The organism is Microbacterium sp. ZW T5_45, assembly GCF_044987415.1.
GTDB lineage: Bacteria > Actinomycetota > Actinomycetes > Actinomycetales > Microbacteriaceae > Microbacterium.
The window spans coordinates 21,834-45,848 of the sequence record NZ_JBJDRJ010000033.1; the positions used below are offsets into that span (position 1 = coordinate 21,834).

Consider the following 24,015-nt stretch of genomic DNA (forward strand, 5'->3'; position numbering starts at 1 on the left):
TGTGATGTTCTGGACCGCCATCGCGATCCTCGCGCTCGTCGCCGTCGCTGCGCTGCTTCCCGACCTGCTGGCGACGCAGAACCCGCTGCAGACGGACGTGCGCTCGGCGCTCCTCCCGCCCAGCGCCGAGCATCTCTTCGGCACGGATCAGAGCGGACGCGATGTCTTCTCGCGGGTGGTCCACGGCACCGGTCGATCGGTCGGGATCGGACTGTTGGCGACGGGCATCGCCCTGGTCGTCGGATTCGTCATCGGTGCGATCTCCGGCACCGTGCACCGATCCATCGACATCGTGCTGATGCGGGTCACCGATGTGCTCATGGCGTTCCCGGAGTTCCTCGTCGCCCTGCTCGTGGTGGCCGTGCTCGGGCCCGGACCGGCGAACATCGCGATCGCGGTGACACTGGCAGCCGTCCCCGTGTACGTGCGACTCGCCAGGGTGCAGACCAGGACGCTGAGGATCGCCGAGCACGTCGAGGCCGCGCGGATCCTCGGCGTCCGGCCGTTGCCCGCATTCCTCCGCCACGTGATGCCAGGCGTGCTCGGTTCGCTGAGCGTCCTGGCGACCATCGGCATCGGCTCGAGCATCCTCGCGGCGGCGGGACTCAGCTTCCTCGGGCTGGGGCCTGCCGAGCCGACACCGGAATGGGGTCTGATGCTGGCCGGAGGGCGCAACGTGATCGGTCAGGCGTGGTGGATCTCGCTGTTCCCCGGACTCGCGATCACGGTGACGGTGGTCGCCGCGACCGTCGTCGGCCGCATCCTGCGGGCGGGGAGGGCATCATGACCGCGGCGCTCGATGTGAGGGATCTGCGCATCGCGATCGCTGGTCGTCCGCTCGTCCAGGGGGTGTCCCTCGAGGTGCACCCGGGGGAGTGCGTGGCGATCGTGGGTGAGTCGGGAGCGGGTAAATCGCTGACGGCTCGCGCGCTGCTGGGACTGCTCCCCACCGGGGCCAGGGTCGACTCGGAGAGGCTGCGGGTGGATGGCACGGATGTGCGAACCCTCGGCGAACGCGGGTGGCGTCGACTGCGCGGAGCCCGCATCGCGCTCGTCTCACAGGACGCCCTTGTGTCACTCGACCCCCTGCAGCGCATCGGCACCGAGATCGCCGAGCCGTTGCGGCTGCACGGCCTCGACGCCTCGCCGCAGCGCGTGCTCTCACTGCTCGCCCGGGTGTCGATGCCGGATGCTCCGCGGCGAGCGCGACAGCATCCGCACGAGCTCTCCGGCGGTCTGCGCCAGCGCGCACTGATCGCCTCGGCGCTCGCCGCGGAGCCGGGCATCCTCGTCGCCGATGAGCCGACGACCGCGCTCGATGCGACTGTGCAGGCGCGCATCCTCGGGCTGCTGCGGGAGATCGCGAAAGCCGGTACCGCCGTGCTCTTCATCAGCCATGACTTCGCTGCCGTTCGGCGGCTGGCGGATCGCGTGCTCGTGATGCGCGACGGAGAGATCGTCGAGCAGGGTCCGGTGTCGGAGGTGCTGGAGAACCCCGCTCACGAGTACACGCGCACCCTCATCGACGCGACTCGACACGAGCCTCGTGAGTCGTCCTCCGGCGGGGAAGCCGTCGTGGTCGAGGCCGTCGGCGTGTCGAAGAGCTTCGGAGGCGTGCCGGCGGTGGCCGATGCCTCGTTCTCTGTGCGGGAGGGGCGCACTCTCGGGATCGTGGGGGAATCGGGCTCTGGCAAGACGACGCTCGCACGGATGATCGTGGGCGTCGAGCATGCGGACAGCGGCGAACTCCGATGGGCGCGACGCCATCGGGTGCAGCTGGTGCACCAGAACCCCCTTGGGGCGTTCGATCCGCGCTGGACGATCGCTCGATCCCTGCGGGAAGCGCTCGGGGCAGGGGGAGCGCCACGGTCGGACCACGGGGAGCGGATCGCCGCGCTTCTCGCCGAGGTCGATCTCGATCCGTCGCTCGCGGAGCGGAGGGCGAGTGCGCTCTCCGGCGGGCAGCGCCAGCGCGCGGCCATCGCCCGTGCGCTCGCCGCGGATCCCGAGGTGCTGGTGCTCGACGAGCCCGTCTCCGCCCTCGATCCGTCGGCGCGGGAGCGCGTGCTGCAGCTGCTCGCCCGGTTGCAGCGGGATCGAGCGTTGACCATGCTCTTCGTCTCGCACGATCTCGATGTCGTCGGTGCGATCGCCGATGAGGTCATCGTGATGCAGGACGGCCGCATCGTGGAAGAGGGTGCCGTGCGCGACGTGTTCGCGGCACCACGGCATCCGTTCACCCGGGAACTTCTCGCTGCGAGCGGTCAGTCCTTGACCTGAATGCCGAGCCCTGCGGCGAACAGCGGGGCGAGCTGCTGCACCTGGAAGTAGCTCAGGGTGGTGCCGCGCAGGCTGTTGGCGTCGAGGTAGCCGTTCGCGTCGAGTCCGCGGAGGTCCACGTCCGTGGCGCGGAGACCGCGGGGGTCGACCTCCTCGCTCGAGGTGCCGCTGAAACGCACGCGGGTCAGTTCGGCCTGCGGCATGTCGAGGGCGCGGATGGTGCAGTCGACGATCTCGATGTCGGTGCCCTTCGCTCCGCCGAGGGTGAGGTAGTCGATGCGGAGGCCGCGGATCTCGAGTTCGCCGATGCGGGTGTCGCTGAGGTCGAGGCTGCCGATGCGTCCGCCGGCGAGGCGGAGGCGGCGGACGCTCGCACCGCGCAGGCGCAGCGAGGCGATGCGGGCGTCGGTGATCTCGACGTCGAGGATCGTCGCGCCGGTGAGGTCGACGGCGTCGGCGTCGGCGTCGACCGTGCACTGCTCCAGGGTCGCGTAGGAGAGGTCGGTCGTGCCCTCGAGCTCGAGACGTGCGGCGATCAGGTCGGCGCCGCGCGCGGGCCGGGCCGCCGTCAGATGCGGAGGGAGGTCAGGAGGGGAGACGCGAGGCGCGGCGGGGGACTCGGCGGTGCGGGGCATGGTTCGAGCGTACGGGCTCGGTCGTGCCGTGCGTGCGGCTCTGCGCAGGTCCTGCCGTGCGAGAACCACACCCGCGGTTAGGCTCGCCGGAGACAGGTCTGCGCGAAGGGGGAACGCATGACGCAGCCGGGGTGGTACGAGACCGGGACGCCAGGGCGCGAGCGCTGGTGGGACGGGACGGCCTGGAGCCAGCACGAGCGCGAGGTCGCTGCGACGGCACCGCCGATGGGGTGGTACATCCAGCCGGGCACGGACCAGGAGCGCTGGTGGACAGGCAGCTTCTGGAGTGGCTACGTCATCCGGCGAGGAGTCCCCGTTGCGGAGCCATTCGCGGTCGAACCCCCTGGATTGGGATGGTTCGTCGGAGGGATGCTCGCGCTCATCGCTGCGGTCATGCTCCCGCTCAGCCTGTTCGGCTACGGCTTCGCCGGTCTGTCGGGCGGATTCGTCGTGCTGGGCGTCATGTTCATGCGGGGTGCGGCGAAAGCGTCTCGTCGCAAGAAGTCCCCGCCACCACGGACGGCGGCGCTCGACAACTCCGTCGTGCGCCCGCTGCCGGGGCAGCAGGACGGACCCGACGCCGGGTGGTACCGCCTGACGGCGAATGCGTCGCGGTGGTGGACCGGCACCACCTGGGCGCACTACGTGTCGGAGCGCGGCATCGTGCGCCCCTCGCACTTCGGCCCCCGAATGATCCGGAACACGCAGGTGCTGGCGATGATCGTCGGCGGCATCGGAGCACTGCTGCTCGTGATCGGCATCGTGATGGCCATGCAGGCGTCGCTGTCCGCCTCCGCAGCGCCGGGCCTGATCGGCGTGAGCGTCGTCCTCCTGTTCACCGGCGCGCTGATGCTGCTGACCCTCCTCGCCTCACGCCGACTGTCGTTGCTGCCCACGCACCCGCCCGCGCCCGAGACGCGCGTACACTAGACGCACGAGCATCGATCCGGCCATCACCGGGGAGCTCTCGGAAGAACAGCCTCGACCGCACGGGAAGGGCCCAGTAGAACCGAGCGGGGCAGGCCCGTCACAGCCGCAGCGAGAGTGACTGCTGGGCCCTTCGACATGCTCAGGGACCCAGCAGTAAGCGAGGTGGTACCGCGGTCCGGCCGGAACGAGAATCCGGAGGATCGTCCTCGTAGCAGCATCCGCCACGACTCCTGCGAGACGACATGACCTACCCGCGCACTTCGACCACCTCAGGTGCCTCGGCCTTCGGGCCCGCCGCCGACGTCGCCCCGAGCCCCCGCTTCCCCGACATCGAGCGCGAGGTGCTCGAGTTCTGGAAGACCGACGACACCTTCCGCGCCTCGATCGAGCAGCGCGAGGGCAACGACGAATGGGTCTTCTACGACGGGCCGCCCTTCGCCAACGGTCTGCCGCACTACGGTCACCTGCTCACCGGATATGCGAAGGACGTGTTCCCGCGCTTCCAGACCATGCTCGGCAAGAAGGTCGACCGTGTGTTCGGCTGGGACACCCATGGCCTCCCGGCAGAGCTCGAGGCCATGAAGCAACTCGGCATCACCGAGAAGAGCGAGATCGAGGCCATGGGCATCGACGTCTTCAACGCGAAGGCGAAGGCCTCGGTGCTCACCTACACCCGGGAATGGCAGGACTACGTCACCCGCCAGGCGCGCTGGGTCGACTTCGAGCGCGGTTACAAGACGCTCGACCTCGGCTACATGGAGAGCGTGCTCTGGGCGTTCAAGACCCTGTACGACAAGGGCCTCGCCTACGAGGGCTACCGCGTGCTCCCGTACTGCTGGCGCGACGAGACCCCGCTGTCGGCGCATGAGCTGCGCATGGACGACGATGTCTACCAGAACCGGCAGGACCCCTCGGTCACGGTGACCTTCCCGCTCACCGGCGCCAAGGCCGAGTCGCTCGGTCTCACCGGCGTGCGCGCCCTCGCCTGGACCACCACCCCCTGGACCCTGCCGACCAACCTCGCGCTCGCCGTGGGGCCCGAGATCGAGTACGTCGTCCTGCCCGCAGGACCGAACGGTGCGGCCGACGTGCACGCGACGGCCGGCACCACGGATGCCGTCGTCGAGGCATCCGCCCACCGCTATCTGCTCGCCCGAGAACTGCTCGCCGGCTACGCGAAGGATCTCGGCTACGAGAACCCCGACGACGCGCTCGCCGCGGTCGAGCAGACTGTGCGCGGCGCCGAACTGCAGGATGTCACCTACGACCGCCTGTTCGACTACTACGCGGATGCCGAGACCTACGGCACCGAGAACGCATGGCGCATCCTCGTCGACGACTACGTGACGATCAGCGACGGCACGGGCATCGTGCACCAGGCTCCCGCCTACGGTGAGGACGACCTGCGCGTGTCCGGAGCGGCCGGCATCCCGACCATCCTCTCGCTCGACGACGGCGGCCGGTTCCTCCCCAACGTCACCGACGTCGCCGGCACACTGTGGATGGACGCGAACACCCCGCTCATCCGTCTGCTCCGCGGCCAGGGACGACTGCTGCGCGAGCAGAGCTACGTGCACTCCTACCCGCATTGCTGGCGCTGCCGGAACCCCCTGATCTACAAGGCCGTCTCCAGCTGGTTCATCCGGGTGACGGACATCAAGGACGACCTGCTGGCGAACAACGAGCAGATCACCTGGGTGCCGGAGAACGTCAAGCACGGCCAGTTCGGCAAGTGGCTCGAGGGTGCGCGCGACTGGTCGATCAGCCGCAATCGGTACTGGGGCTCGCCCATCCCGATCTGGAAGAGCGACGACCCCGAGTACCCGCGCGTCGACGCCTACGGCTCGCTGGAGGAGCTGGAGCGCGACTTCGGCACGCTCCCGCGCAACCCCGAGGGCGAGGTCGATCTGCACCGCCCGTACATCGACGACCTCACGCGGCCGAACCCCGACGACCCCACGGGCAAGAGCACGATGCGCCGCATCGAGGACGTCTTCGACGTGTGGTTCGACTCGGGCTCGATGCCCTACGCGCAGGTGCACTACCCGTTCGAGAACCAGGAGTGGTTCGACACTCACGCACCGGCGGACTTCATCGTCGAGTACATCGGGCAGACCCGCGGCTGGTTCTACGTCATGCACGTGCTGTCGACGGCGCTGTTCGACCGCCCGGCCTTCACCGGCGTGAGCTGCCACGGCATCGTGCTGGGCAGCGACGGCTACAAGATGTCGAAGTCGCTGCGCAACTACCCCGACGTCAGCGAGGTTCTCGACCGCGACGGCTCCGACGCGATGCGCTGGTTCCTCATGTCGAGCTCGGTGCTGCGCGGCGGCAACCTCGCGGTCACGGAAGAAGGCATCCGCGCCGGTGTGCGCGAGTTCCTGCTGCCGCTGTGGAACTCGTGGTACTTCTTCGCGACCTACGCGAACGCCGCCGACGGCTACGAGGCGACCTGGCGCACCGACTCGACCGATGTGCTCGACCGCTACATCCTCGCTCGACTCGGCGACCTCGTCCGCGATGTGAAGGCCGATCTCGAAGGACTCGACTCGACGACGGCCTCCGCGCGTCTGCGCGACTTCGCCGAGGTCCTCACGAACTGGTACATACGCCGCTCGCGCGACCGCTTCTGGGAGGGGTCGAGCACGGAGGCGTTCGACACGCTCTACACCGTGCTCGAGACGCTGACCCGGGTCGCCGCTCCCCTCGTGCCGCTCGTCAGCGAACGGATCTGGCAGGGGCTCACTGGGGGACGCAGCGTGCACCTGCAGGACTGGCCGGATGCGGCGGCGTTCCCGGCGGCCGACGACATCCGCGACGCGATGGATGCGGTCCGCGAGCTCTCCAGCGTCGGCAACGCGCTGCGCAAGAAGGAGAAGCTGCGCGTCCGCCTTCCGCTCGCCCGACTCACAGTGGTCTCGCCGGCGGCGGCGACACTCGGACAGTTCGAGGACATCCTTCGCGAGGAGCTCAACGTCAAGGCCGTCGAGCTCGTCGCGCAGACCGAGCAGACGGCGGCGGACTACGGCATCAGCCACCGTCTGAGCGTCAACGCCCGCGCGGCCGGGCCGCGCCTCGGCAAGAACGTGCAGGCCGTCATCAAGGCCGCGAAGGCCGGGGATTGGTCCGAGGCCGACGGCGTCGTGACGGCGGGAGGCATCGCGCTCGAGCCCTCCGAGTACGAGCTCGCGCTCGAGACGACCGGCCGGCCCGAGGGCGAGGCCCTGGCGATCGTGCCCGGCGGCGGTTTCGTCCTGCTCGACACGCAGACCACGCCCGAGCTCGAGGCCGAGGGGCTCGCGCGCGACGTGATCCGAGCCGTGCAGGAGACGCGCAAGAACGCCGGGTTCGACGTCAGCGACCGCATCCAGCTGGTGCTGACGTTCGCCGAAGAGACGGATGCCGCGGCCGTGGCCTCGGCGTTCGACACGGCGGGGGTCGCGGATGAGACGCTCGCCCTGCGCTTCGCCGTGCGTTCGGCGACCACCGTGCACGTCGAGTCGGGCGACACGTCCGCCGCGCCCGAGTTCGAGGCGGACGTCGCCGCGAGCACCTACGCCAACGCGGGCTCGTTCACGGTCTCCGTGGCCCGGATCGGAGCACACGCATGAGCGATCAGCAGCGAGCGGATGCCGTCTACGAGGCTCTTCTGAGCCGGGCGGGCGAGCGATGGGTGCAGCCGCGGAAGGAGCGCGTCGCCCGGATCCTCGAGTACCTCGACGACCCGCAGAAGACGTACCGTGTGGTGCACATCACGGGGACCAACGGCAAGACGTCGACGGCCCGCATCATCGAGAGCCTGCTCCGTGCGCACGATCTGCGGACCGGCCTGTTCACGAGCCCGCACCTGGAGCGGTTCACCGAGCGCATCATGATCGACGGCGAGCCGATCGCCGACGACGCCGTCGCCGACGCCTGGGATGAGATCGAGCCCTTCGTCGGGATCGTCGACGCCGAGCTCGAGGCGGCGGGGGAGGAGCCGCTCACCTTCTTCGAGCTGCTCACGGTGCTGGCGTTCGTCGCCGTCGCCGACGCGCCCGTCGACGTTCTCGTGCTCGAGGTCGGAATGGGCGGCGAGTGGGACTCGACGAACACCGCGGACGGCGACGTCGCGGTGTTCGCACCGATCGACATCGACCACGCCGACCGGCTCGGCGACACGATCGCGAAGATCGCGACCGTCAAGGCCGGGATCATCAAGGAGGGCGCCGCCGTCGTCTCGGCTCAGCAGCCGGAGGACGCGGCCGCCGTGCTGCGTGCGGTCGCCGCCGAGAGGAACGCGACCATCGCGTTCGAGGGAGAGGACTTCGGGCTCTCCGAGCAGAAGCTCGCGGTCGGCGGTCAGCTGATCACGATCCGCGGCCTCGCCGGAGAGTACGCCGAGGAGTACCTGCCGCTGTACGGTGCCCACCAGGGACACAACGCGGCCCTGGCCGTTGCCGCGGTGGAGTCGCTGATCGGCGGCGCCACCCGGCCGATCGCCGGCGGCATCGTGACGGACGGCCTGCAGGCCGTCACCTCGCCGGGGCGTCTGCAGCTGCTCGGCATCGCTCCGACCGTCGTCGTCGACGCTGCGCACAATCCCCACGGCGCCGAGGCTCTCGCCCAGGCGCTGGACGACAGCTTCGATTTCGATGAGTGGGGTGTGGTCCTCGGCGTGCTCGCAGACAAGGACGCCGCCGGCATCGTCGCGAAGCTGGCTCCCGTGGCCGCGCACGTGTTCGCGACCGCACCGGACTCGGACCGCGCGAGCGACGCCGACACGATCGCCGACCTCGTCGAGCAGGCCGGACAGCGTGCGACCGTGCACCCGTCGCTGGCGGATGCCGCGGATGCCGCGCGCGAATGGGCCGCGTCCTCCGACCGTCGAGCCGTCGTCATCGCCGGGTCCGTCGTGCTCGCCGGCGAGGCGATCGCACTGGCCGAGGACGAGGACTGGAAGTCCGGGTGGCGCGCATGAGCACGGCATCCGCCTCGGCCCGTGCCCCGCGCCCACCGCGAACGCTGGTGCAGAAGCTCGCGCCGATCGTTCTCGGATTCGAGGCGATCGTCGTGTTCCTGGCGGGTCTCACGATCTTCGGCCTGAAGGCGACCGCGGCGGTCGGCGTCGAGCCCTGGTGGGGGATCGTGGGCGGTGCGGTCATCGGCCTCGCCTGCATCGTCGTCGCGGGCATGATCACGAAGCCCTGGGCGATCAGCGCAGGCTGGGTGATCCAGGCGATCATCGCGCTGTCGGCCCTGCTCGTGCCGGCGATCCTGCTCGTCGTCGTGATTTTCGGCGGCATGTGGGCGTATGCGACGATCATGGGGGCCCGCATCGACGCACGACGTCCCGACGGGCCCACGACCGAGACTCAGACCCTGCAGAACTCAGACACAGAGAGTGAATGACATGGCCACCGAAGAAACCCTCGTCCTCGTCAAGCCCGATGGCGTCGCACGCGGCCTCACCGGCGCGATCCTCGCCCGCATCGAGGCGAAGGGCTATGCGCTCGTCGACATCCGGCTCGTCGAGCCCGACCGCGACCTGCTCGCCGCCCACTACGCCGAGCACGAGGGCAAGCCCTTCTACGAGCCGCTGATCGAGTTCATGCTCTCCGGACCGTCCGTGGCGATCCGCCTCGCGGGCAACCGCGTCATCGAGGGCTTCCGCTCGCTCGCCGGCACGACCGATCCGACCACCGCCGCCCCCGGCACGATCCGCGGCGACTTCGGCCGCGACTGGGGCCTCAAGGTTCAGCAGAACCTCGTGCACGGCTCCGACAGCCCCGAGTCGGCGGCTCGCGAACTCGGCATCTGGTTCGACTGACGCCTCGTGAATGAGAGAAGCCCTCCGCCATCGGCGGAGGGCTTCTTCGCGACCGGGGTCAGAAGATGAGGTTGATCATCTCGCTGATGAAGTCGATGCCCTTGAGCTGAGCCATCGTGACGATGACCGCGTAGGCGAGGATCGTCGCGAGGGGGACCCACTTCATGAGCGAGGCGGCACGCTCCTTGGCCTTCCCGTTCGAGGTGAATGTCCCATTCCTGGTCAGGTGCAGCAGGGTCGAGAAGAACGTCGGAATCGTCACGGCCCATGTCACCATGCACCAGGGGCAGAGGACGACGAGGTCGTAGATGCTCTGCCCGATCAGCCAGCACACGAAGCCGAAGGCGAAGGTGATGCCGGCGCCGAACAGCAGCCAGAACCACCGGGGGAAGCGAGCGCCGGCGAGGATCGCGACGCCGACGACGAGAGGGGCCATCCACCCGGTGAGCCCCAGGATCGGGTTCGGGAACCCGAACACCTCGCCCTGCCAGGAGTTCAGGTTCTTGCCGCACTGGATGAACGCGCTGAGGTCGCAGCTGAGCGCGGCGTCCGGTGTCTGGAGCAGCACGAACTTCTCCACCGTGAGCTGGAAGGCGGCGAACCAGCCGACGACGCTCGCGATGATCAACCAGATTCCGTAGCCCCGGTGTCGGGCGCGCTGCTCGCTCATATTTGGATTATCCCAGCGGTTGCTATGCGCGTGGCGAGAGCGCGACCGTGTCAAAAGAAGACGTACCGCATGCTCGGGTCGGGCCGGATGCCGCGAATCCCGGCCGATGGTGCGATAATGACCTGTGATGCACCGCTCGGCACCTGTCGTGGCACGCATCGACGCAGACTTCGGGGTCCTATGCCCCTCGTGACCAGAGCCATGAGCCGGTCGCACACCGAGTGAGTTCGCGGCACCCGCGGGTACCGCATGAGATTTTGCGAGGCCGAGGCCTCGCGCGAGGAGTACGCCAGAGATGGCCGATGAGACCAATGACTACGACGCCCCTACTCTCGACTTCCCTGCGGATGCTGACGCACCCGTAGACCCGGTCGCCGACGCGCCGACCGAGCAGCCGGCAGTCGACGAGGGCGGCGCTCCCGCGGAGGACGCGCCCACCACCGACGAGGCACCGGCCGCCGTTGAGGAGGCGCCTGTCGAAGAGGTGCCTGCCGACGAGGCGCCTGTCGAAGAGGGGTCTGTCGAAGAGGCGCCCGCCGAGGACGCACCCGTCGACACTGCGGCCGCTGAGCAGGTGCCCGCCGAGGACGCGCCCGCCGAGGACGCAGCCGTCCAAGAAGCCGCCGCGGACGAAGCATCCGTCTCCGAGGAGACGGCCGGCGAGCCCGCTGCCGTGGAGGTCCCCGCCGCTCCGGAGCCCGAGGCTCCCGCCGCTCTCACGGCCGTCTCGCTGGGCCTGATCCCCGAGGTCTTCGTCTCGCAGGTCTCCACGCAGCTGCACTTCTACGCTCCGGAGATCACGCCTTTGCCCGCGCGGGCAGGTCGCTCGTTCGAGCGCGCCACTGAGCGCGACCGCGATCTGGACGAGGGTTCCGTCCGCGGACGCCGTCGCCGTCGCGGAGGCCCTGAGGGCGACGAGGAGCGCTCAGAGCCGCGCCAGCCGCGCCAGCGCGTCGTCGAGTACATCACCGAGCCGAAGGCCATCAAGGGGTCCACGCGCCTCGAAGCCAAGAAGCAGCGTCGTCGTGACGGGCGTGATGCAGGTCGTCGTCGCCCGGTGGTGACCGAGGCCGAGTTCCTCGCGCGCCGCGAGTCGGTCGACCGCAAGATGGTCGTCCGCTCCAAGAACGGTCGCACTCAGATCGGCGTTCTCGAGGACGGCGTGCTCGTCGAGCACTACGTCGCGCGCAACCAGGACGCGTCGCTCATCGGCAACGTCTACCTCGGCCGCGTGCAGAACGTGCTGCCGAGCATGGAGGCGGCCTTCGTCGACATCGGGCGCGGACGCAACGCCGTGCTCTACTCGGGCGAGGTCGATTGGGACGGTGTCGAGACCGGCAACCAGCCGCGTCGGATCGAGCTGGCGCTCAAGCCCGGCGACCGCGTGCTCGTCCAGGTCACGAAGGACCCGGTCGGACACAAGGGCGCGCGACTGACGAGCCAGATCTCGCTTCCCGGCCGTTACCTCGTGTACGTGCCCGGCGGCTCCATGAACGGCATCAGCCGAAAGCTGCCCGACAACGAGCGCGCTCGTCTCAAGCGCATCCTCAAGGAGGTGCTGCCCGAGTCGTCCGGCGTGATCGTCCGCACCGCGGCCGAGGGTGCCACCGAGGATCAGCTCACGCGCGACGTGCAGCGTCTGACGGCGCAGTGGGAGCACATCAAGAAGCAGGTCGAGAGCCAGCAGGCGCCCGCGCTGCTGCACGCCGAGCCCGACCTGCTCGTGAAGATCGTCCGCGACGTCTTCAACGAGGACTTCACGAAGATGCTCATCCAGGGCGAGGAATCGCAGCGGACGATCCGCGCCTACCTCGAAGGCGTCGCCCCCGATCTGCTCGAGCGCGTCGAGTCCTATGAGGATGAGGTCGATCCCTTCGATGCGTTCCGCATCACCGAGCAGATCGAGAAGGCACTCGACCGCAAGGTCTGGCTGCCGTCCGGCGGCTCGCTGGTCATCGACCGCACCGAGGCGATGACGGTCGTCGATGTCAACACCGGCAAGTTCGTCGGCTCGGGCGGAAACCTCGAGGAGACCGTCACCAAGAACAACCTGGAGGCGGCGGAGGAGATCGTCCGTCAGCTGCGCCTGCGCGACATCGGCGGAATCATCGTCGTGGACTTCATCGACATGGTGCTCGAGTCGAACCGCGATCTCGTGCTGCGCCGACTCATCGAGTGCCTGAGCCGCGATCGGACGAAGCACCAGGTCGCGGAGGTCACGTCTCTCGGCCTCGTGCAGATGACCCGCAAGAAGCTGGGCCTCGGCCTGCTCGAGACCTTCAGCGAGGCCTGCGAGGTCTGCGCGGGGCGCGGTGTGATCGTGCACCACGACCCGGTCGTCAAGCACCGTGTGTCGTCGAATGGCAACGGCCAGCAGAACGGCGGACGGCGTCAGCGCGGCGGCAACACCCCGCCGCAGGCGCCGCAGCCGGTCGCGAACGTCACGCACAGCATTCCCGAGGGCGCGAAGTCGGCGCTTGCGCAGATCGCCGCCTCGACGCGTGCCCCGCACGCGGAAGAGGCTCCCGAGACGCTGATCCCCGCGGTGGAGCCCGTCGCCGCTTCTGAACGGCCCAAGAAGCCGCGCAAGAAGCGCACCTCCGAGCGCAAGGGCCCGAAGACACCGGCCGAGCAGCTGCTCGACTCGGTTCTGGACGCACTGCCCGAGCCGAAGGCCCCGGGGCAGGGCCGAGGTCGTCGTCGGGTCACGACAGCGGCACTGACCGGCACCCCGGTCTCGGTGAATGGCGAGTCGTCAGCGCCGGTCACGAGCGGGGACGCGGAGTCCTGAGGCGATCAGCCGTCGGACGAGCTCCTTGCCGCCGACGTGTTGAGCTCCCCCGGCGATGAGCCGGGGGAGGCTCTCCTCAGGGACGTCGTAGTGATCGAGGTCGAACGCGCGCGGCGGCAGGTCGTGCACCCGCGCGAAGGCGTGTAGCTCCGACAGGCTCTCGTCGCTGACCAGGTGCGCCCACAGTCTTCCGTGGGCGGGCCAGAGCGGGTCGTCGACGAGAACGGTCATGGCGTCAGCCTACGACCGGACACGCCCCTCGCCTCACTTTGCGACAGTGCCCGGCATCCGGTAAAGTAGTCCCTTGGTGCGTATGCCGCCCCTTCCTCGACGGTCGGAGCGGAGAGTCTTGCATTCGCACCCGTCGCCCCGCGATGCATGCAAGCAACAGTCTTCCCGTGAGATTCTCGGAGCAGAATTGCTCCCCAACGAAACAGGTATGAAGTGGTTTACGCAGTAGTGCGCGCCGGTGGGCGGCAGGAGAAGGTCGAGGTCGGCACGATCGTTCAGCTCGACCGTGTTCAGGCTGCTCAGGGCGAGAACATCGAGCTGCCCGCCGTGCTGCTCGTCGACGGCGCTGCGGTGACCACCGACGCCGACGCTCTCGCGAAGGTCAAGGTCACGGCTGAGGTTCTCGGCAACCTCCGCGGCCCGAAGATCATCATCCAGAAGTACAAGAACAAGACCGGCTACAAGAAGCGTCAGGGCCACCGCCAGGAGCTCACGCGCGTCAAGATCACCGGCATCAAGTAAGACCGAGGAGACCAGGACATGGCACACAAAAAGGGCGCAAGCTCCACCCGTAACGGTCGTGACTCCAACGCGCAGCGACTTGGCGTCAAGCGCTTCGGCGGCCAGCAGGTCCTCGCCGGCGAGATCATCGTCCGCCAGCGCGGCACGCACTTCCACCCCGGCGTGAACGTCGGCCGTGGTGGCGACGACACGCTGTTCGCTCTGGCCGCCGGTGCGGTCGAGTTCGGCGCGAAGGGCGGCCGCAAGGTCGTCAACATCGTCGCCGCTGCCGAGTGATCTCAGCGCGACAGTAGACATCCGATTCGGGGCGGGCTTCGGCCCGTCCCGAATTGTCGTATCAGGCCGAATCGCATCATGCGGCCGAAATCTTTTCTGAGGAGAGAGACATGGTCAGCTTCGTCGACACCGTGACCCTGCACCTGCGCGCGGGCAAGGGTGGGAACGGCTGTGTCTCCGTGCACCGCGAGAAGTTCAAGCCGCTCGGCGGCCCTGACGGCGGCAACGGGGGAGACGGCGGCGACATCGTGCTCGTCGCCGACACCCAGACCGGAACGCTGCTCTCGTACCATCATTCTCCGCACCGCAACTCGGGCAACGGCGGCCCCGGAATGGGCGATCACCGCTCGGGCTTCCTCGGCGAGACCGTCGAACTCCCCGTGCCCGTCGGCACCGTGGTGAAGAACGCCGCCGGCGAGGTGCTGATCGACATGATCGTGCCAGGGGAGCGCTACGTCGTGGCCCAGGGCGGTCAGGGCGGGCTGGGCAACGCCGCCCTCGCGACGCCGAAGCGCAAGGCGCCGGGCTTCGCCCTTCTCGGTACTCCCGGTTACGAGGGCGATGTCACGCTCGAGCTGAAGACCGTCGCCGACGTCGCTCTCGTCGGTTACCCGTCCGCCGGCAAGTCCAGTCTGATCGGTGCGATCTCCGCGGCCCGCCCGAAGATCGCCGACTATCCGTTCACCACGCTGCACCCGAACCTGGGCGTCGTGCAGCAGGGCGACTTCCGCTACACCGTGGCCGACGTGCCCGGACTGATCGAAGGCGCCAGCGAGGGGCGCGGGCTCGGACTCGAGTTCCTCCGTCACGTCGAGCGCTGCTCCGCACTGCTGCACGTTCTCGACTGCGCGACGCTCGAGCCGGGTCGCGACCCGATCTCCGACCTCGACGTGATCCTTGCGGAGCTCGCCGCCTATGAGGTTCCCGAGGGGCAGACGCCCCTTCTGGAGCGCCCGCAGCTCATCGCCCTGAACAAGATCGATGTTCCGGATGCTCGTGAACTCGCGGACTTCGTGCGTGCCGAGCTCGAGGAGCGCGGTTTCCGTGTGTTCGAGATCTCGACCATCTCGCACGAGGGCCTGCGTCCGCTGACCTTCGCGCTGGGCGAGATCGTCGACCAGCATCGCGCCGAGCTGGCCGCGGCGGAACCCGTCCGTGAGCGCGTGGTGATCCGCCCCAAGGGATCGAAGAAGGACTTCTCCATCCGCGTCGAGGGTGGAACGTACGGCAACGTCTACCGCATCCTGGGCGAGAAGCCGGTGCGCTGGGTGCAGCAGACCGACTTCCAGAACGAAGAGGCTGTGGGATTCCTCGCCGACCGTCTCGAGAAGCTCGGCGTCGAGGACGAGCTGTTCCGTCTCGGGGCCGTACAGGGTTCCACCGTCGTCATCGGCGAGGGCGACAGCATCGTGTTCGATTGGGAGCCGACCATGAGCTCGGCGGCCGAGCTGATGACAGCCCCTCGCGGTACCGATCCGCGTCTTGCCCCGAACGCGCGTCGCACCACGACCGAACGGCGTGAGCAGTACTACGAGCGCATGGACGCTCGAACCGCTCTCCGCGCGCAGGACGAGGCCGAGCGTCTCGCCACCTACCGCGAGGACGGGGAGTGACCGCGCAGACCCGGGCGGATCTTGCGACGGCGTCGCGCATCGTCGTCAAGGTCGGGTCGTCGTCGATCAGCGGCGAATCCTCGTGGCGCATCCCGATGCTCGTGCACGCTCTCGCCGCCGCTCACGCGCGGGGCACCGAGGTGATCCTCGTCTCCTCGGGGGCGATCGCGACCGGCATCCCGTTCCTCAATCTCGATGCGCGTCCCACCGACCTCGCGACCCAGCAGGCTGCCGCAGCTGTCGGCCAGAACATCCTCGTGTTCCGCTACCAGGAGGCGCTCCGTCCGTTCGGCATCGTCGCCGGCCAGGTTCTCCTGACGACGGGGGACCTCGAGAACTCGACGTCGCGCAGCAACGCGCGTCGCGCGATGGAGCGATTGCTCGGCCTGCGCGTGCTGCCGATCGTCAACGAGAACGACACCGTCGCCACTCAGGAGATCCGCTTCGGCGACAACGATCGGCTCGGCGCGCTCGTCGCGCAGCTCGTGCAGGCCGACGCGTTGGTGCTGTTGAGCGACATCGAATCGCTCTACACGAGACCGCCATCCGACCCCTCAGCCGAGCCGATCGACGTGATCGCTCCGGATGCCGATCTCTCCGGCCTCGAGTTCGGTTCCACGGTCGTCAACAGTGTCGGGACCGGGGGTGCGGCGACCAAGGTGTCGGCCGCGAGGCTCGCCGCGGCATCCGGTATCGGCGTGCTCGTGACGAGCGCCGATCTCGTCGACAAGGCGCTGACCGGCGGTGAAATAGGGACCTGGTTCGAACCCGCCGTCTCTTAGACTGGCGGGATGACCGACCAGACCCCGCAGGTGCGCTTGGAGCGCGCCAAGGAGGCGTCCCGCGCCACCGCCGCGCTCACCAGCGATGACAAGGCCCATGTCCTCGAGGCGATCGCCGTGGCACTCGAGCAGAACGCTGCACGAATCATCGAGGCCAACGGGCTCGACATCGTCCGCGGCCGTGAGAACGCCATCGGCGAGTCGCTCATCGACCGTCTCCGTCTCGACGAGAAGCGGGTCGCGGCTCTCGCCTCCGCCGTCCGCGAGGTCGCGGCTCTCCCGGATCCCGTGGGGCGGGTCACCGGCGGGCATCGGATGCCGAACGGCGTCGCTCTCGAGCAGGTCAGGGTTCCGTTCGGCGTGGTCGGCGCGATCTACGAGGCGCGGCCCAACGTGACCGTGGACATCGCGGCGCTGGCACTGCGTTCCGGGAACGCCGTGGTGCTGCGCGGCGGCAGCGCCGCCCTCGAGTCCAACACGGTGCTCGTGGACGTCATGCGGCAGGCTGTGGACGGCGCAGGGCTGACCGCCGAGGCCGTCCAGACCGTCGACGACTTCGGACGGGAGGGAGCTGCGGCGCTCATGCACGGGCGGGGCTTCATCGACGTGCTCGTGCCGCGGGGGAGCGCCGGGCTGATCGAGACCGTCGTGACGGAATCGACCGTGCCGGTGATCGAGACCGGTGCCGGGAACGTGCACATCGTCCTCGACGAGAGCGCCCCCGACGACTGGGCGCGCGACATCGTCGTGAACGCGAAGGTCCAGCGGCCCAGTGTCTGCAACGCCGTGGAGACCGTGCTGGTGCACCGGCAGGCCGCTCCCCGCCTGGTTCCGCTGGTCGCGAGCGCGCTGCAGAGCGAGGGCGTCGCGATCCACGGCGACGACATCGTCGCCGGCCTCGTGTCGAACGTCATCCCCGCGACCGAGGAGGACTGGGCGACCGAGTACCTCAGCCTCGACATCGCGATCAAGGTCGTCGACTCGCTCGACGAAGCGCTCGATCACATCCGTCGATACAGCACCGGCCACACCGAGTCGATCGTCACCACCGACTCCCGCAACGCCGAGCGCTTCCTCGCGGAGGTCGACTCCGCCGTCGTCATGGCGAACGCGTCGACACGGTTCACCGACGGCGGCGAGTTCGGTTTCGGAGCCGAGGTCGGCATCTCGACGCAGAAGCTGCACGCCCGAGGGCCGATGGGTCTTGCGGAGCTCACCAGCACGAAGTGGCTGGCGCGTGGGTCAGGGCAGACGCGGGGCTGAGGGCTAGACTAGGGGGCGCTGTAGCCTCGAGCGCTACGCCCGCCAGCCACGAAACGGAGTCAGGATGAACCTCGTCGCACAGATCGCGATGGCCGCCGCAGAGACCGAGCACCACGGCAACGTGCAACTCGAGACCCTCATCTTCGGTGCCGTCGCTGCGATCGTGTTCGCCTTCCTGGGCCTCGTCACGTTCTCGTACAAGAACGTCGCCAACCGTCACTCGGCCAAGGCCGAGGCATTCGCCGCGAAGCACGGCAAGGACGGCCACGGAGCAGGGCACGGGCACTGAGCCCAGATGACTGACACGACCTCGCGCCCGGCGCGCATCGGTGTGATGGGAGGGACCTTCGACCCGATCCATCACGGACATCTCGTCGCCGCCAGCGAGGTCGCGCACTCCTTCGACCTCGATGAGGTCGTCTTCGTCCCCACCGGTCGGCCGTGGCAGAAGTCCGAAGTCAGCCCCAGCGAGCATCGCTATCTGATGACGGTGATCGCGACGGCATCCAATCCGCAGTTCACCGTCAGTCGGGTCGACATCGATCGCGAGGGTCCGACCTACACGATCGACACACTGCGCGATCTCAAGCGCGATCGACCGGATGCCGAGCTCTTCTTCATCACCGGAGCGGATGCCGTAGCGCAGATTCTCAGTTGGAGAGACCATGATGAGTTGTGGGAGCTGGCCCACTTCGTCGCGGTCTCACGGCCCGGACACGTTCTGAGCACCGACGGACTGCCGGAGGACAACGTCAGCCAGCTCGAGGTCCCCGCCCTGTCGATCTCGTCGACGGCCTGTCGCGAACGGGTGCAGGACGGAGAACCGGTCTGGTACCTCGTTCCTGACGGGGTCGTTCAATACATCGCGAAGCATCATCTGTATCGGAGCACGGCATGAGTACATCGGATCAGCAGGGTCCGCTGACGCGAAAGCAACTGCGGGAGCTTCGGCGGACCGGATCGACCCCGGTCATCGGCGCCGAGGAGACCGTCGATGAGAGCGCCGTCTCTGGGGATGCGGTATCGGAGGACGCGGTCTCCGAGAACCATGTCATCGCCGATGTGCCTGCGGCCCCTCCCGTACCGCCACTGCCGACGATCGAGCCGGTGGCGCTGCCTGCTGCTGAGGTCTCGCCGGCCGAGGACCGGATCGCAGAAAGCACCGATGGCGCCCCTCTGACCCGTCGTCAGGCGCGTGAGCAGGAGCGCATCAAGACGGCGTCTGTGCCCGTTCAGGGAGAGGACAGCGGCTCAGCCGATGATGCGGCTGAGCCCGCGCCTGCACTCCCGCAGCCGTCCGATGACGACGATGACGACGTGGACGAGCACGTCGACGTCGTCCCGGTCAGCGCTGCCGCAGCTTCCGAGGTTCCGCTGGTGTTCGAGCCCGCGCCAGAGGCCGAGCTCCCGCCCGAGGCCGGGCCCGCGTCCGAGGACCACGATGTCGATGCGGCTGCGGCCGTCGCCGAACTCGGCATCGACGTACCTGTCGAGGACGACCGCGTCGACGAGGACGACCTGCTCGCCGACGCCGGTGATCCCGCCGACGCGCTCGCCGACGACGAGCGTCCGATCGTCAGCCCCGCCTTCGGGCAGGGTGTGCTCGCCGACACCACGCCGGTCGCTCCCGCCGCACCCTCGTTCGACGACCTCCTCGCGTCCGGTGACTCGGCCGGATCGCACACGGCATCCAACACCCTGATCTTCACACCCGCCCCCGGCGATGGCGCCCTGGACGGTCCGGTCGCATCGACCGGCGAGATCCTCGTCACCGGTTCCTACGAGCTCCCGCAGGGCCTCGGCTCGCAGGGGCATGCCACTGGGGTCGCCGACGGCAAGGACGTCGACGCGGTGCTGATCGACGGCGAGCTGCCTCCGGCATCGTCTCCGACCCCGATCGCGGCGAGTGCTGCGGTCAGCACGATCAAGCCCGCCGGCGAGGTCATCCGCCCGCCCGCCCCGGAAAAGGGCAACAAGCTCATGCTCACCCTTGCGATCGTTGCGGGGGGTCTGGCGCTCGCGCTGGGCGTCGTGCTCGTGATCGCCTTCACCACGAATGTGCTCTAACTGATGCAGTCACCTGAAACCGCCGAAGAGATGCTGCAGATCGCAGCCGATGCCGCCGTCAGCAAGGGCGGCGAGGATCTCGTCGCGCTGAACGTGTCGGAGCCGCTGCCGCTCGTCGACATCTTCCTGCTCGTCACCGGCAACAGCGAGCGCAACGTCGCCGCGATCGCCGATGAGATCGAGGACAAGCTCATCGAGTCCGGCCACAAGCGCGTCCGTCGTGAGGGACGTGCAGAGGCACGCTGGGTCCTGCTGGACTTCGGCGATCTGATCGTGCACGTCTTCCATCAGGAGGAGCGCGTCTACTACGGCCTCGAGCGTCTCTGGAAGGACTGCCCCGTCGTTCCCTTCCAGGTCGCGGCGGATCCGGCCTGACGTGACTGTCCACCTCCTCACCGGAGGTGGCTCCGGGATCGGAGCCGCCCTCGCACGCAGACTGCTCGCTCGCGGCGACGAGGTGATCCTGCTCGCGCGGGATGCCGGACGAGCGCGCCAGCTCGTCGAGGAGTTCGAGGGCGCGTCGACTCTGGTCGGCGATCTCGCCGTTCCGGGGCGCCTGTCCTGGGCGCTGTCGAAGCAGGCCCTGCCTGAGCGGCTCGATTCCGTCGTCCATGCGGCCGGCGTCGTCGATCTCGGGCCCGTCGTCGATCTGGCTCCTGCTGTCTGGGATCACCAGCTGGCCGTCAACCTCACGGGCCCCGCGGAGCTCACCCGGCTGCTGCTGCCGGTGCTGCGCGTGTCCCGCGGCCGAGTGGTCTTCGTCAACTCCGGCGCGGGGCTCAACGCCCACGCGGGATGGTCGGCGTATGCGGCATCCAAGCATGGTCTCAAGGCGCTGGCGGACTCGCTGCGCCAGGAGGAGGCGGAGCACGGGATCAAGGTCAGCTCCATCTATCCCGGCCGCACGGCGACACCCATGCAGATCCGCGTGCATCAGCAGGAGGGGCGCGAGTACGACGCCTCCCGCTTCATCGACCCGGAGTCGGTGGCGACCACGATCGTGACGGCTCTGGACCTGCCGGATGACGCGCATCTGACGGATCTCAGCATCCGACCCACCGGCGCTCGCTGAGCTGCGGCTGCGGATAGGCCTGCGGGACGCGGTATGTCAAGGGGCTTCTCCCTGGCAGCCCTTGCCGAGACACTCTCTGTACGGAGAGCTCTTGGAGGACTGTCACATGTCATTGGATCCCGACCCACGTTATGTCCTGCGACGCATCACGCCGTCGGAGTGGGTGATCAACGACCTGCACTTCGCACAGGATGACACGCGGCATGTGGTCGCCTGCGTCTACGAGTTCGCGCCCACCGAGGTGGAGGTGGTCTGGTTGCGGGATCTCCCGCTCGCCAGCACGTACGGAACGCCGTTCGAGGTGCTGGAGCACGTCGAACGCCTGCAGGGCGGGAGTCGTGCGACCCGGCCCATCGCGATCCCGCACCTGCCGCCGCTGGTCGCGGACTGACACGTATCGTCACGCGCATCGACAGGAAGGGGCGGTCGGACTCAAGTCCGGCCGCCCCTTCGCACGTCGAGGCTCAGCGGTCGTCGACGTCGTCGGCCCCGCCATGTTCCGCGGCGATCCGGTCGGCTTCGGCGCCGTCGATGCCCGTCGCGTCGGCATCCGGATCCAGCAGCTCCTCGCCGTCGACCTCGCGCACCGGTACGTTCGCGTCCTCGGCTCCGCCGTCGATGAGCGGCGGGATCGGGGGAATCGGATTCATGGACATGGTGCTCTCCTCTCGTCGGATTCTCCGACGGTAGAGCCGCGAATGCTCGACGGGGAGAGGCTTGCGTTCTATCGTCGGCGTGGCTAGGGGTCGGCGACCGGACCCTCAGCGGGTCAGACGAGGTTCCAGCCGGACTCCGCCAGACGATGCTCCACACGATGCAGGTCGTCGTCGGACGGGAGCTCGCCGAGGACCTTGGTCATCAGCACCTGCGCATCGATACGGGACGCGATGCCGTCGCCATCCTGCGCGATCAACGCGTCGGCGACCTGGCGGACCTCTTCATCATCGAGCCGGCGGCGCAGCAGCGCCAGCAGCGGGATGTAGTCGATCGCGGGCACGCCCTCGGGGTATCCCGCACGCAGCCAGGCGAGCGCCCGTTGGACGGGGCCGGGGGAGGTGCTGACCGGGGCGGCGGACGTCTGGATCGAGACGTGCGCGGCGGCGAGCTTCTGCGCGCCGCCGCTGAGGGGCCAGCCGACCACGGCGAGACGGCCGGCGATCGCGCGGACGTCCTCATCGCTCGGAGGTTCGGATGTCACGTGCTCGATCGCAGCGCGGATGTCCTTCACGCGGATCGGATCGGCGTCGAGTGCCTCGATCCTAGCGATCACATCCTCGAACTCCTCGCGGCTCAGGGTGTCGCGCAGCAGAGCGAGCAAGGGGTAGTAGTCCTTCGGGGGTACGCCCTCGGGGTAGCCGGCACGCAGCCAGCGGAGGATCGATGAGACGAGGCTGTCTGCCATGTCACGCTCCGAACAGCGAGATGCCGAGGTAGTGATGCAGGCTGTTGCGGGTGATCCACAGCACGCCGAGGAGTACCGCAGCGATCACGACGCCGAAGAGCGCGTAGCCGGCGGCGGTGAGAGCGGGACGTCGTGCGGTGGAGCCGTCGACGTCGCCCGCTCCCGCCGCGTGCAGCCGGAGCCCGAGCGCGAACAGTGCCGGGAGGCCGGCGCCGAGCAGGGCGCCGACGAGGAGGACGCGGCCTGCGGCCAGTGCGATGTCGCCCCAGATGATGTCCATCATGATTCCGATCTGTCTGCGGTGCGGGTCAGGATGCCGTGGCGGCGGGCTGGGCGTCGGGGACGACCTTTCCGTCCCATTCCGCGTTGACGTTGGAGGCGTCGACCCGCTGGCGACGACTGTGCAGGTACATGTAGCCCGCGAGGGCGACGAGGATCGCGAACACGACGATCGCTCCGGCGACGCCGCCGATGCCGTTCGCGAGGAAGTAGCAGAGCGCGCCGACGACGCCGGCCGCGGGCATGGTGATCAGCCAGGCAGCGGCCATGCGGCCGGCCACGCCCCAGCGGACGACACCACCGGGCTTGCCCACACCAGAGCCGAGGATGGATCCGGTCGCGACGTGGGTGGTCGACAGGGCCATTCCCATCGAGCTGGAGGTGAGGATGATGGCCGCCGACGACGCCTCAGCCGCCATGCCTTGCGGCGCGTCGATCTCGACGAGCCCCTTGCCGAGGGTGCGGATGATGCGCCAGCCGCCAAGGTAGGTGCCGAGGGCGATCGCGACGCCGCAGACGACGATGATCCAGACGGGCAGCCCGTCATCCTCGATGCCCTGGGTGGTGAGCGACCCGTGTGCGATGAGGGCGAGGGCGATGACGCCCATCGTCTTCTGCGCGTCACCGGTTCCGTGGGCGAGGGAGACGAGGGATGCCGTGCCGATCTGTCCCCAGCGGAAGCCGGATTCTCGACGCTTGTTCGCCACACCTTTAGTGATCGAGTAGACGAGGAAGGTGCCGACGGCGGCCACCGCGCCGGCGATGACGGGGGAGAGGAAGGCGGGGACGATGATCTTGCCGATGATGCCCGACCAGTTCAGGGCGACGGCGCCCGCGAGGCCTGCTCCGATGAGTCCGCCGAAGAGCGCGTGGGAGGAGCTCGAGGGGAGCCCCAGCAGCCAGGTGAGGAGGTTCCACAGGATGCCGCCGACGAGCCCGGCGAAGATGATGGTCATCGCGGTCTCGGGACTCAGGCCGTCGACCAGGCTTCCCGTCTCGGTCTGGATCTTGAGGACGTCCTTCGTGATGGTCGCAGCGACCTCGACGGACAGGAATGCTCCGACGAGATTCAGGATCGCGGAGATGGTGACGGCCACTTTGGGCTTGAGAGCACCGGTTGCGATGGACGTGGCCATCGCGTTTCCGGTGTCGTGGAAACCGTTCGTGAAGTCGAAGCTGAACCGCCCTGGGTTCTGTTCCGTTGTCTATGTGAGCGCCGGTTCGGCGTTCTGTGATTGATAGTAGGCGGCTTCGATCTCGGTTGGGGTGGCGTAGTCGAGAGCTTCGTGGAGACGCTTGTTGTTCCACCAGTCGACCCAGTTCATCGTCTGGAACTCGACCTCGGTCACGGAGGGCCAGGCTGGGCGGGCATGGATGAGTTCGGCCTTGTAGA

26 protein-coding genes and 1 pseudogene are annotated in these 24,015 nt (G+C 68.6%); 19 read left to right on the plus strand and 8 right to left on the minus strand.

Features of this window, described 5'->3' with window-relative positions; genetic code table 11:
* The first annotated feature begins 4 nt into the window (after nt 1–4).
* Together ACI3KS_RS15195 and ACI3KS_RS15200 are read left to right on the plus strand one after the other, a co-directional pair.
* Complete coding sequence (locus ACI3KS_RS15195; RefSeq protein ID WP_404919384.1) at nt 5–787, plus strand: ABC transporter permease; 783 nt, start codon at nt 5–7, stop codon at nt 785–787.
* On the plus strand, nt 784–2,280 hold the full coding sequence (locus ACI3KS_RS15200; RefSeq protein ID WP_404919385.1) for an ATP-binding cassette domain-containing protein: 1,497 nt from the start codon (nt 784–786) through the stop codon (nt 2,278–2,280). Before ACI3KS_RS15195 ends, ACI3KS_RS15200 begins: the two co-directional genes overlap by 4 nt.
* On the opposite strand, the gene ACI3KS_RS15205 is transcribed toward ACI3KS_RS15200, so the two are convergent.
* Nucleotides 2,265–2,915, minus strand: a complete 651-nt coding sequence (locus ACI3KS_RS15205) for a pentapeptide repeat-containing protein (RefSeq protein ID WP_404919386.1) — start codon at nt 2,913–2,915, stop codon at nt 2,265–2,267. The genes ACI3KS_RS15200 and ACI3KS_RS15205 overlap by 16 nt on opposite strands.
* Nucleotides 2,916–3,032: 117 nt before the next feature.
* Here ACI3KS_RS15205 and ACI3KS_RS15210 point away from each other — a divergent pair, with 117 nt between their 5' ends.
* From ACI3KS_RS15210 to ndk, 5 genes are all read left to right on the plus strand, one after another.
* Nucleotides 3,033–3,845 (plus strand): DUF2510 domain-containing protein, encoded by an 813-nt coding sequence (locus ACI3KS_RS15210; RefSeq protein ID WP_404919387.1) that lies wholly within the window; start codon nt 3,033–3,035, stop codon nt 3,843–3,845.
* Nucleotides 3,846–4,087: 242 nt separating this feature from the next.
* Entirely contained in the window at nt 4,088–7,456 is a 3,369-nt protein-coding gene (gene ileS / locus ACI3KS_RS15215; RefSeq protein ID WP_404919388.1) for an isoleucine--tRNA ligase, read from the plus strand.
* Complete coding sequence (locus ACI3KS_RS15220) at nt 7,453–8,805, plus strand: bifunctional folylpolyglutamate synthase/dihydrofolate synthase (RefSeq protein WP_404919389.1); 1,353 nt, start codon at nt 7,453–7,455, stop codon at nt 8,803–8,805. Before ileS ends, ACI3KS_RS15220 begins: the two co-directional genes overlap by 4 nt.
* Nucleotides 8,802–9,236: a DUF4233 domain-containing protein gene (locus ACI3KS_RS15225; RefSeq protein WP_404919390.1), complete on the plus strand. Its 435-nt coding sequence runs from the start codon at nt 8,802–8,804 to the stop codon at nt 9,234–9,236. The genes ACI3KS_RS15220 and ACI3KS_RS15225 overlap by 4 nt, the downstream gene beginning before the upstream one ends.
* 1 nt (nt 9,237) lies before the next feature.
* On the plus strand, nt 9,238–9,654 hold the full coding sequence (ndk, locus tag ACI3KS_RS15230; RefSeq protein ID WP_400853535.1) for a nucleoside-diphosphate kinase: 417 nt from the start codon (nt 9,238–9,240) through the stop codon (nt 9,652–9,654).
* A 58-nt stretch (nt 9,655–9,712) separates the two neighbouring features.
* Here ndk and ACI3KS_RS15235 read toward each other — a convergent pair whose 3' ends face one another.
* A complete protein-coding gene (locus tag ACI3KS_RS15235) occupies nt 9,713–10,324 on the minus strand; it encodes a vitamin K epoxide reductase family protein (RefSeq protein WP_404919391.1) in 612 nt (203 codons plus the stop codon).
* A 295-nt stretch (nt 10,325–10,619) separates the two neighbouring features.
* Here ACI3KS_RS15235 and ACI3KS_RS15240 point away from each other — a divergent pair, with 295 nt between their 5' ends.
* Nucleotides 10,620–13,115, plus strand: coding sequence for an Rne/Rng family ribonuclease (locus ACI3KS_RS15240; RefSeq protein ID WP_404919392.1), 2,496 nt, complete (start codon nt 10,620–10,622; stop codon nt 13,113–13,115).
* Here ACI3KS_RS15240 and ACI3KS_RS15245 read toward each other — a convergent pair.
* Nucleotides 13,080–13,346 carry a DUF4031 domain-containing protein gene (locus ACI3KS_RS15245; protein ID WP_404919393.1) on the minus strand — a complete coding sequence of 89 codons (267 nt, stop codon included), beginning with the start codon at nt 13,344–13,346 and terminating at the stop codon, nt 13,080–13,082. The genes ACI3KS_RS15240 and ACI3KS_RS15245 overlap by 36 nt on opposite strands.
* Before the next feature lie 213 nt (nt 13,347–13,559).
* Between ACI3KS_RS15245 and rplU the strand changes: the two genes are divergently transcribed.
* From rplU to ACI3KS_RS15300, 11 genes are all read left to right on the plus strand, one after another.
* The gene (gene rplU, locus ACI3KS_RS15250; RefSeq protein ID WP_404919394.1) at nt 13,560–13,868 is read left to right on the plus strand and encodes a 50S ribosomal protein L21; all 309 of its coding nucleotides are present in this window, start codon (nt 13,560–13,562) and stop codon (nt 13,866–13,868) included.
* 18 nt (nt 13,869–13,886) lie between these two features.
* Nucleotides 13,887–14,144 carry a 50S ribosomal protein L27 gene (gene rpmA, locus ACI3KS_RS15255; RefSeq protein WP_017202370.1) on the plus strand — a complete coding sequence of 86 codons (258 nt, stop codon included), beginning with the start codon at nt 13,887–13,889 and terminating at the stop codon, nt 14,142–14,144.
* 110 nt (nt 14,145–14,254) lie between these two features.
* Entirely contained in the window at nt 14,255–15,757 is a 1,503-nt protein-coding gene (gene obgE / locus ACI3KS_RS15260; RefSeq protein ID WP_404919395.1) for a GTPase ObgE, read from the plus strand.
* On the plus strand, nt 15,754–16,539 hold the full coding sequence (proB, locus tag ACI3KS_RS15265; protein ID WP_404919396.1) for a glutamate 5-kinase: 786 nt from the start codon (nt 15,754–15,756) through the stop codon (nt 16,537–16,539). Before obgE ends, proB begins: the two co-directional genes overlap by 4 nt.
* Before the next feature lie 9 nt (nt 16,540–16,548).
* Complete coding sequence (locus ACI3KS_RS15270; RefSeq protein WP_404919397.1) at nt 16,549–17,802, plus strand: glutamate-5-semialdehyde dehydrogenase; 1,254 nt, start codon at nt 16,549–16,551, stop codon at nt 17,800–17,802.
* A 64-nt stretch (nt 17,803–17,866) separates the two neighbouring features.
* Nucleotides 17,867–18,091: a hypothetical protein gene (locus tag ACI3KS_RS15275; protein WP_404919398.1), complete on the plus strand. Its 225-nt coding sequence runs from the start codon at nt 17,867–17,869 to the stop codon at nt 18,089–18,091.
* 6 nt (nt 18,092–18,097) lie between these two features.
* Entirely contained in the window at nt 18,098–18,700 is a 603-nt protein-coding gene (gene nadD, locus ACI3KS_RS15280) for a nicotinate-nucleotide adenylyltransferase (RefSeq protein WP_404919399.1), read from the plus strand.
* Nucleotides 18,697–19,869 (plus strand): hypothetical protein, encoded by a 1,173-nt coding sequence (locus ACI3KS_RS15285; RefSeq protein WP_404919400.1) that lies wholly within the window; start codon nt 18,697–18,699, stop codon nt 19,867–19,869. Before nadD ends, ACI3KS_RS15285 begins: the two co-directional genes overlap by 4 nt.
* 3 nt (nt 19,870–19,872) lie before the next feature.
* Nucleotides 19,873–20,244 carry a ribosome silencing factor gene (gene rsfS, locus ACI3KS_RS15290; RefSeq protein WP_404919401.1) on the plus strand — a complete coding sequence of 124 codons (372 nt, stop codon included), beginning with the start codon at nt 19,873–19,875 and terminating at the stop codon, nt 20,242–20,244.
* A 1-nt stretch (nt 20,245) separates the two neighbouring features.
* Entirely contained in the window at nt 20,246–20,941 is a 696-nt protein-coding gene (locus tag ACI3KS_RS15295; protein ID WP_404919402.1) for an SDR family oxidoreductase, read from the plus strand.
* 106 nt (nt 20,942–21,047) lie between these two features.
* On the plus strand, nt 21,048–21,332 hold the full coding sequence (locus tag ACI3KS_RS15300; protein WP_404919403.1) for a hypothetical protein: 285 nt from the start codon (nt 21,048–21,050) through the stop codon (nt 21,330–21,332).
* Nucleotides 21,333–21,405: 73 nt separating this feature from the next.
* Here ACI3KS_RS15300 and ACI3KS_RS15305 read toward each other — a convergent pair whose 3' ends face one another.
* From ACI3KS_RS15305 to ACI3KS_RS15325, 5 genes and pseudogenes are all read right to left on the minus strand, one after another.
* A complete protein-coding gene (locus ACI3KS_RS15305) occupies nt 21,406–21,597 on the minus strand; it encodes a hypothetical protein (protein ID WP_404919404.1) in 192 nt (63 codons plus the stop codon).
* Between the two features lie 113 nt (nt 21,598–21,710).
* Complete coding sequence (locus ACI3KS_RS15310; RefSeq protein ID WP_404919405.1) at nt 21,711–22,343, minus strand: DUF3349 domain-containing protein; 633 nt, start codon at nt 22,341–22,343, stop codon at nt 21,711–21,713.
* Between the two features lies 1 nt (nt 22,344).
* Nucleotides 22,345–22,626, minus strand: coding sequence for a hypothetical protein (locus ACI3KS_RS15315; RefSeq protein WP_404919406.1), 282 nt, complete (start codon nt 22,624–22,626; stop codon nt 22,345–22,347).
* Between the two features lie 25 nt (nt 22,627–22,651).
* Nucleotides 22,652–23,800 (minus strand): annotated as a pseudogene (locus ACI3KS_RS15320) (anion permease); the annotation flags it as partial.
* A 27-nt stretch (nt 23,801–23,827) separates the two neighbouring features.
* The coding region (locus tag ACI3KS_RS15325) for an integrase core domain-containing protein (RefSeq protein WP_404919407.1) at nt 23,828–24,015 on the minus strand (188 nt) is incomplete at its 5' end.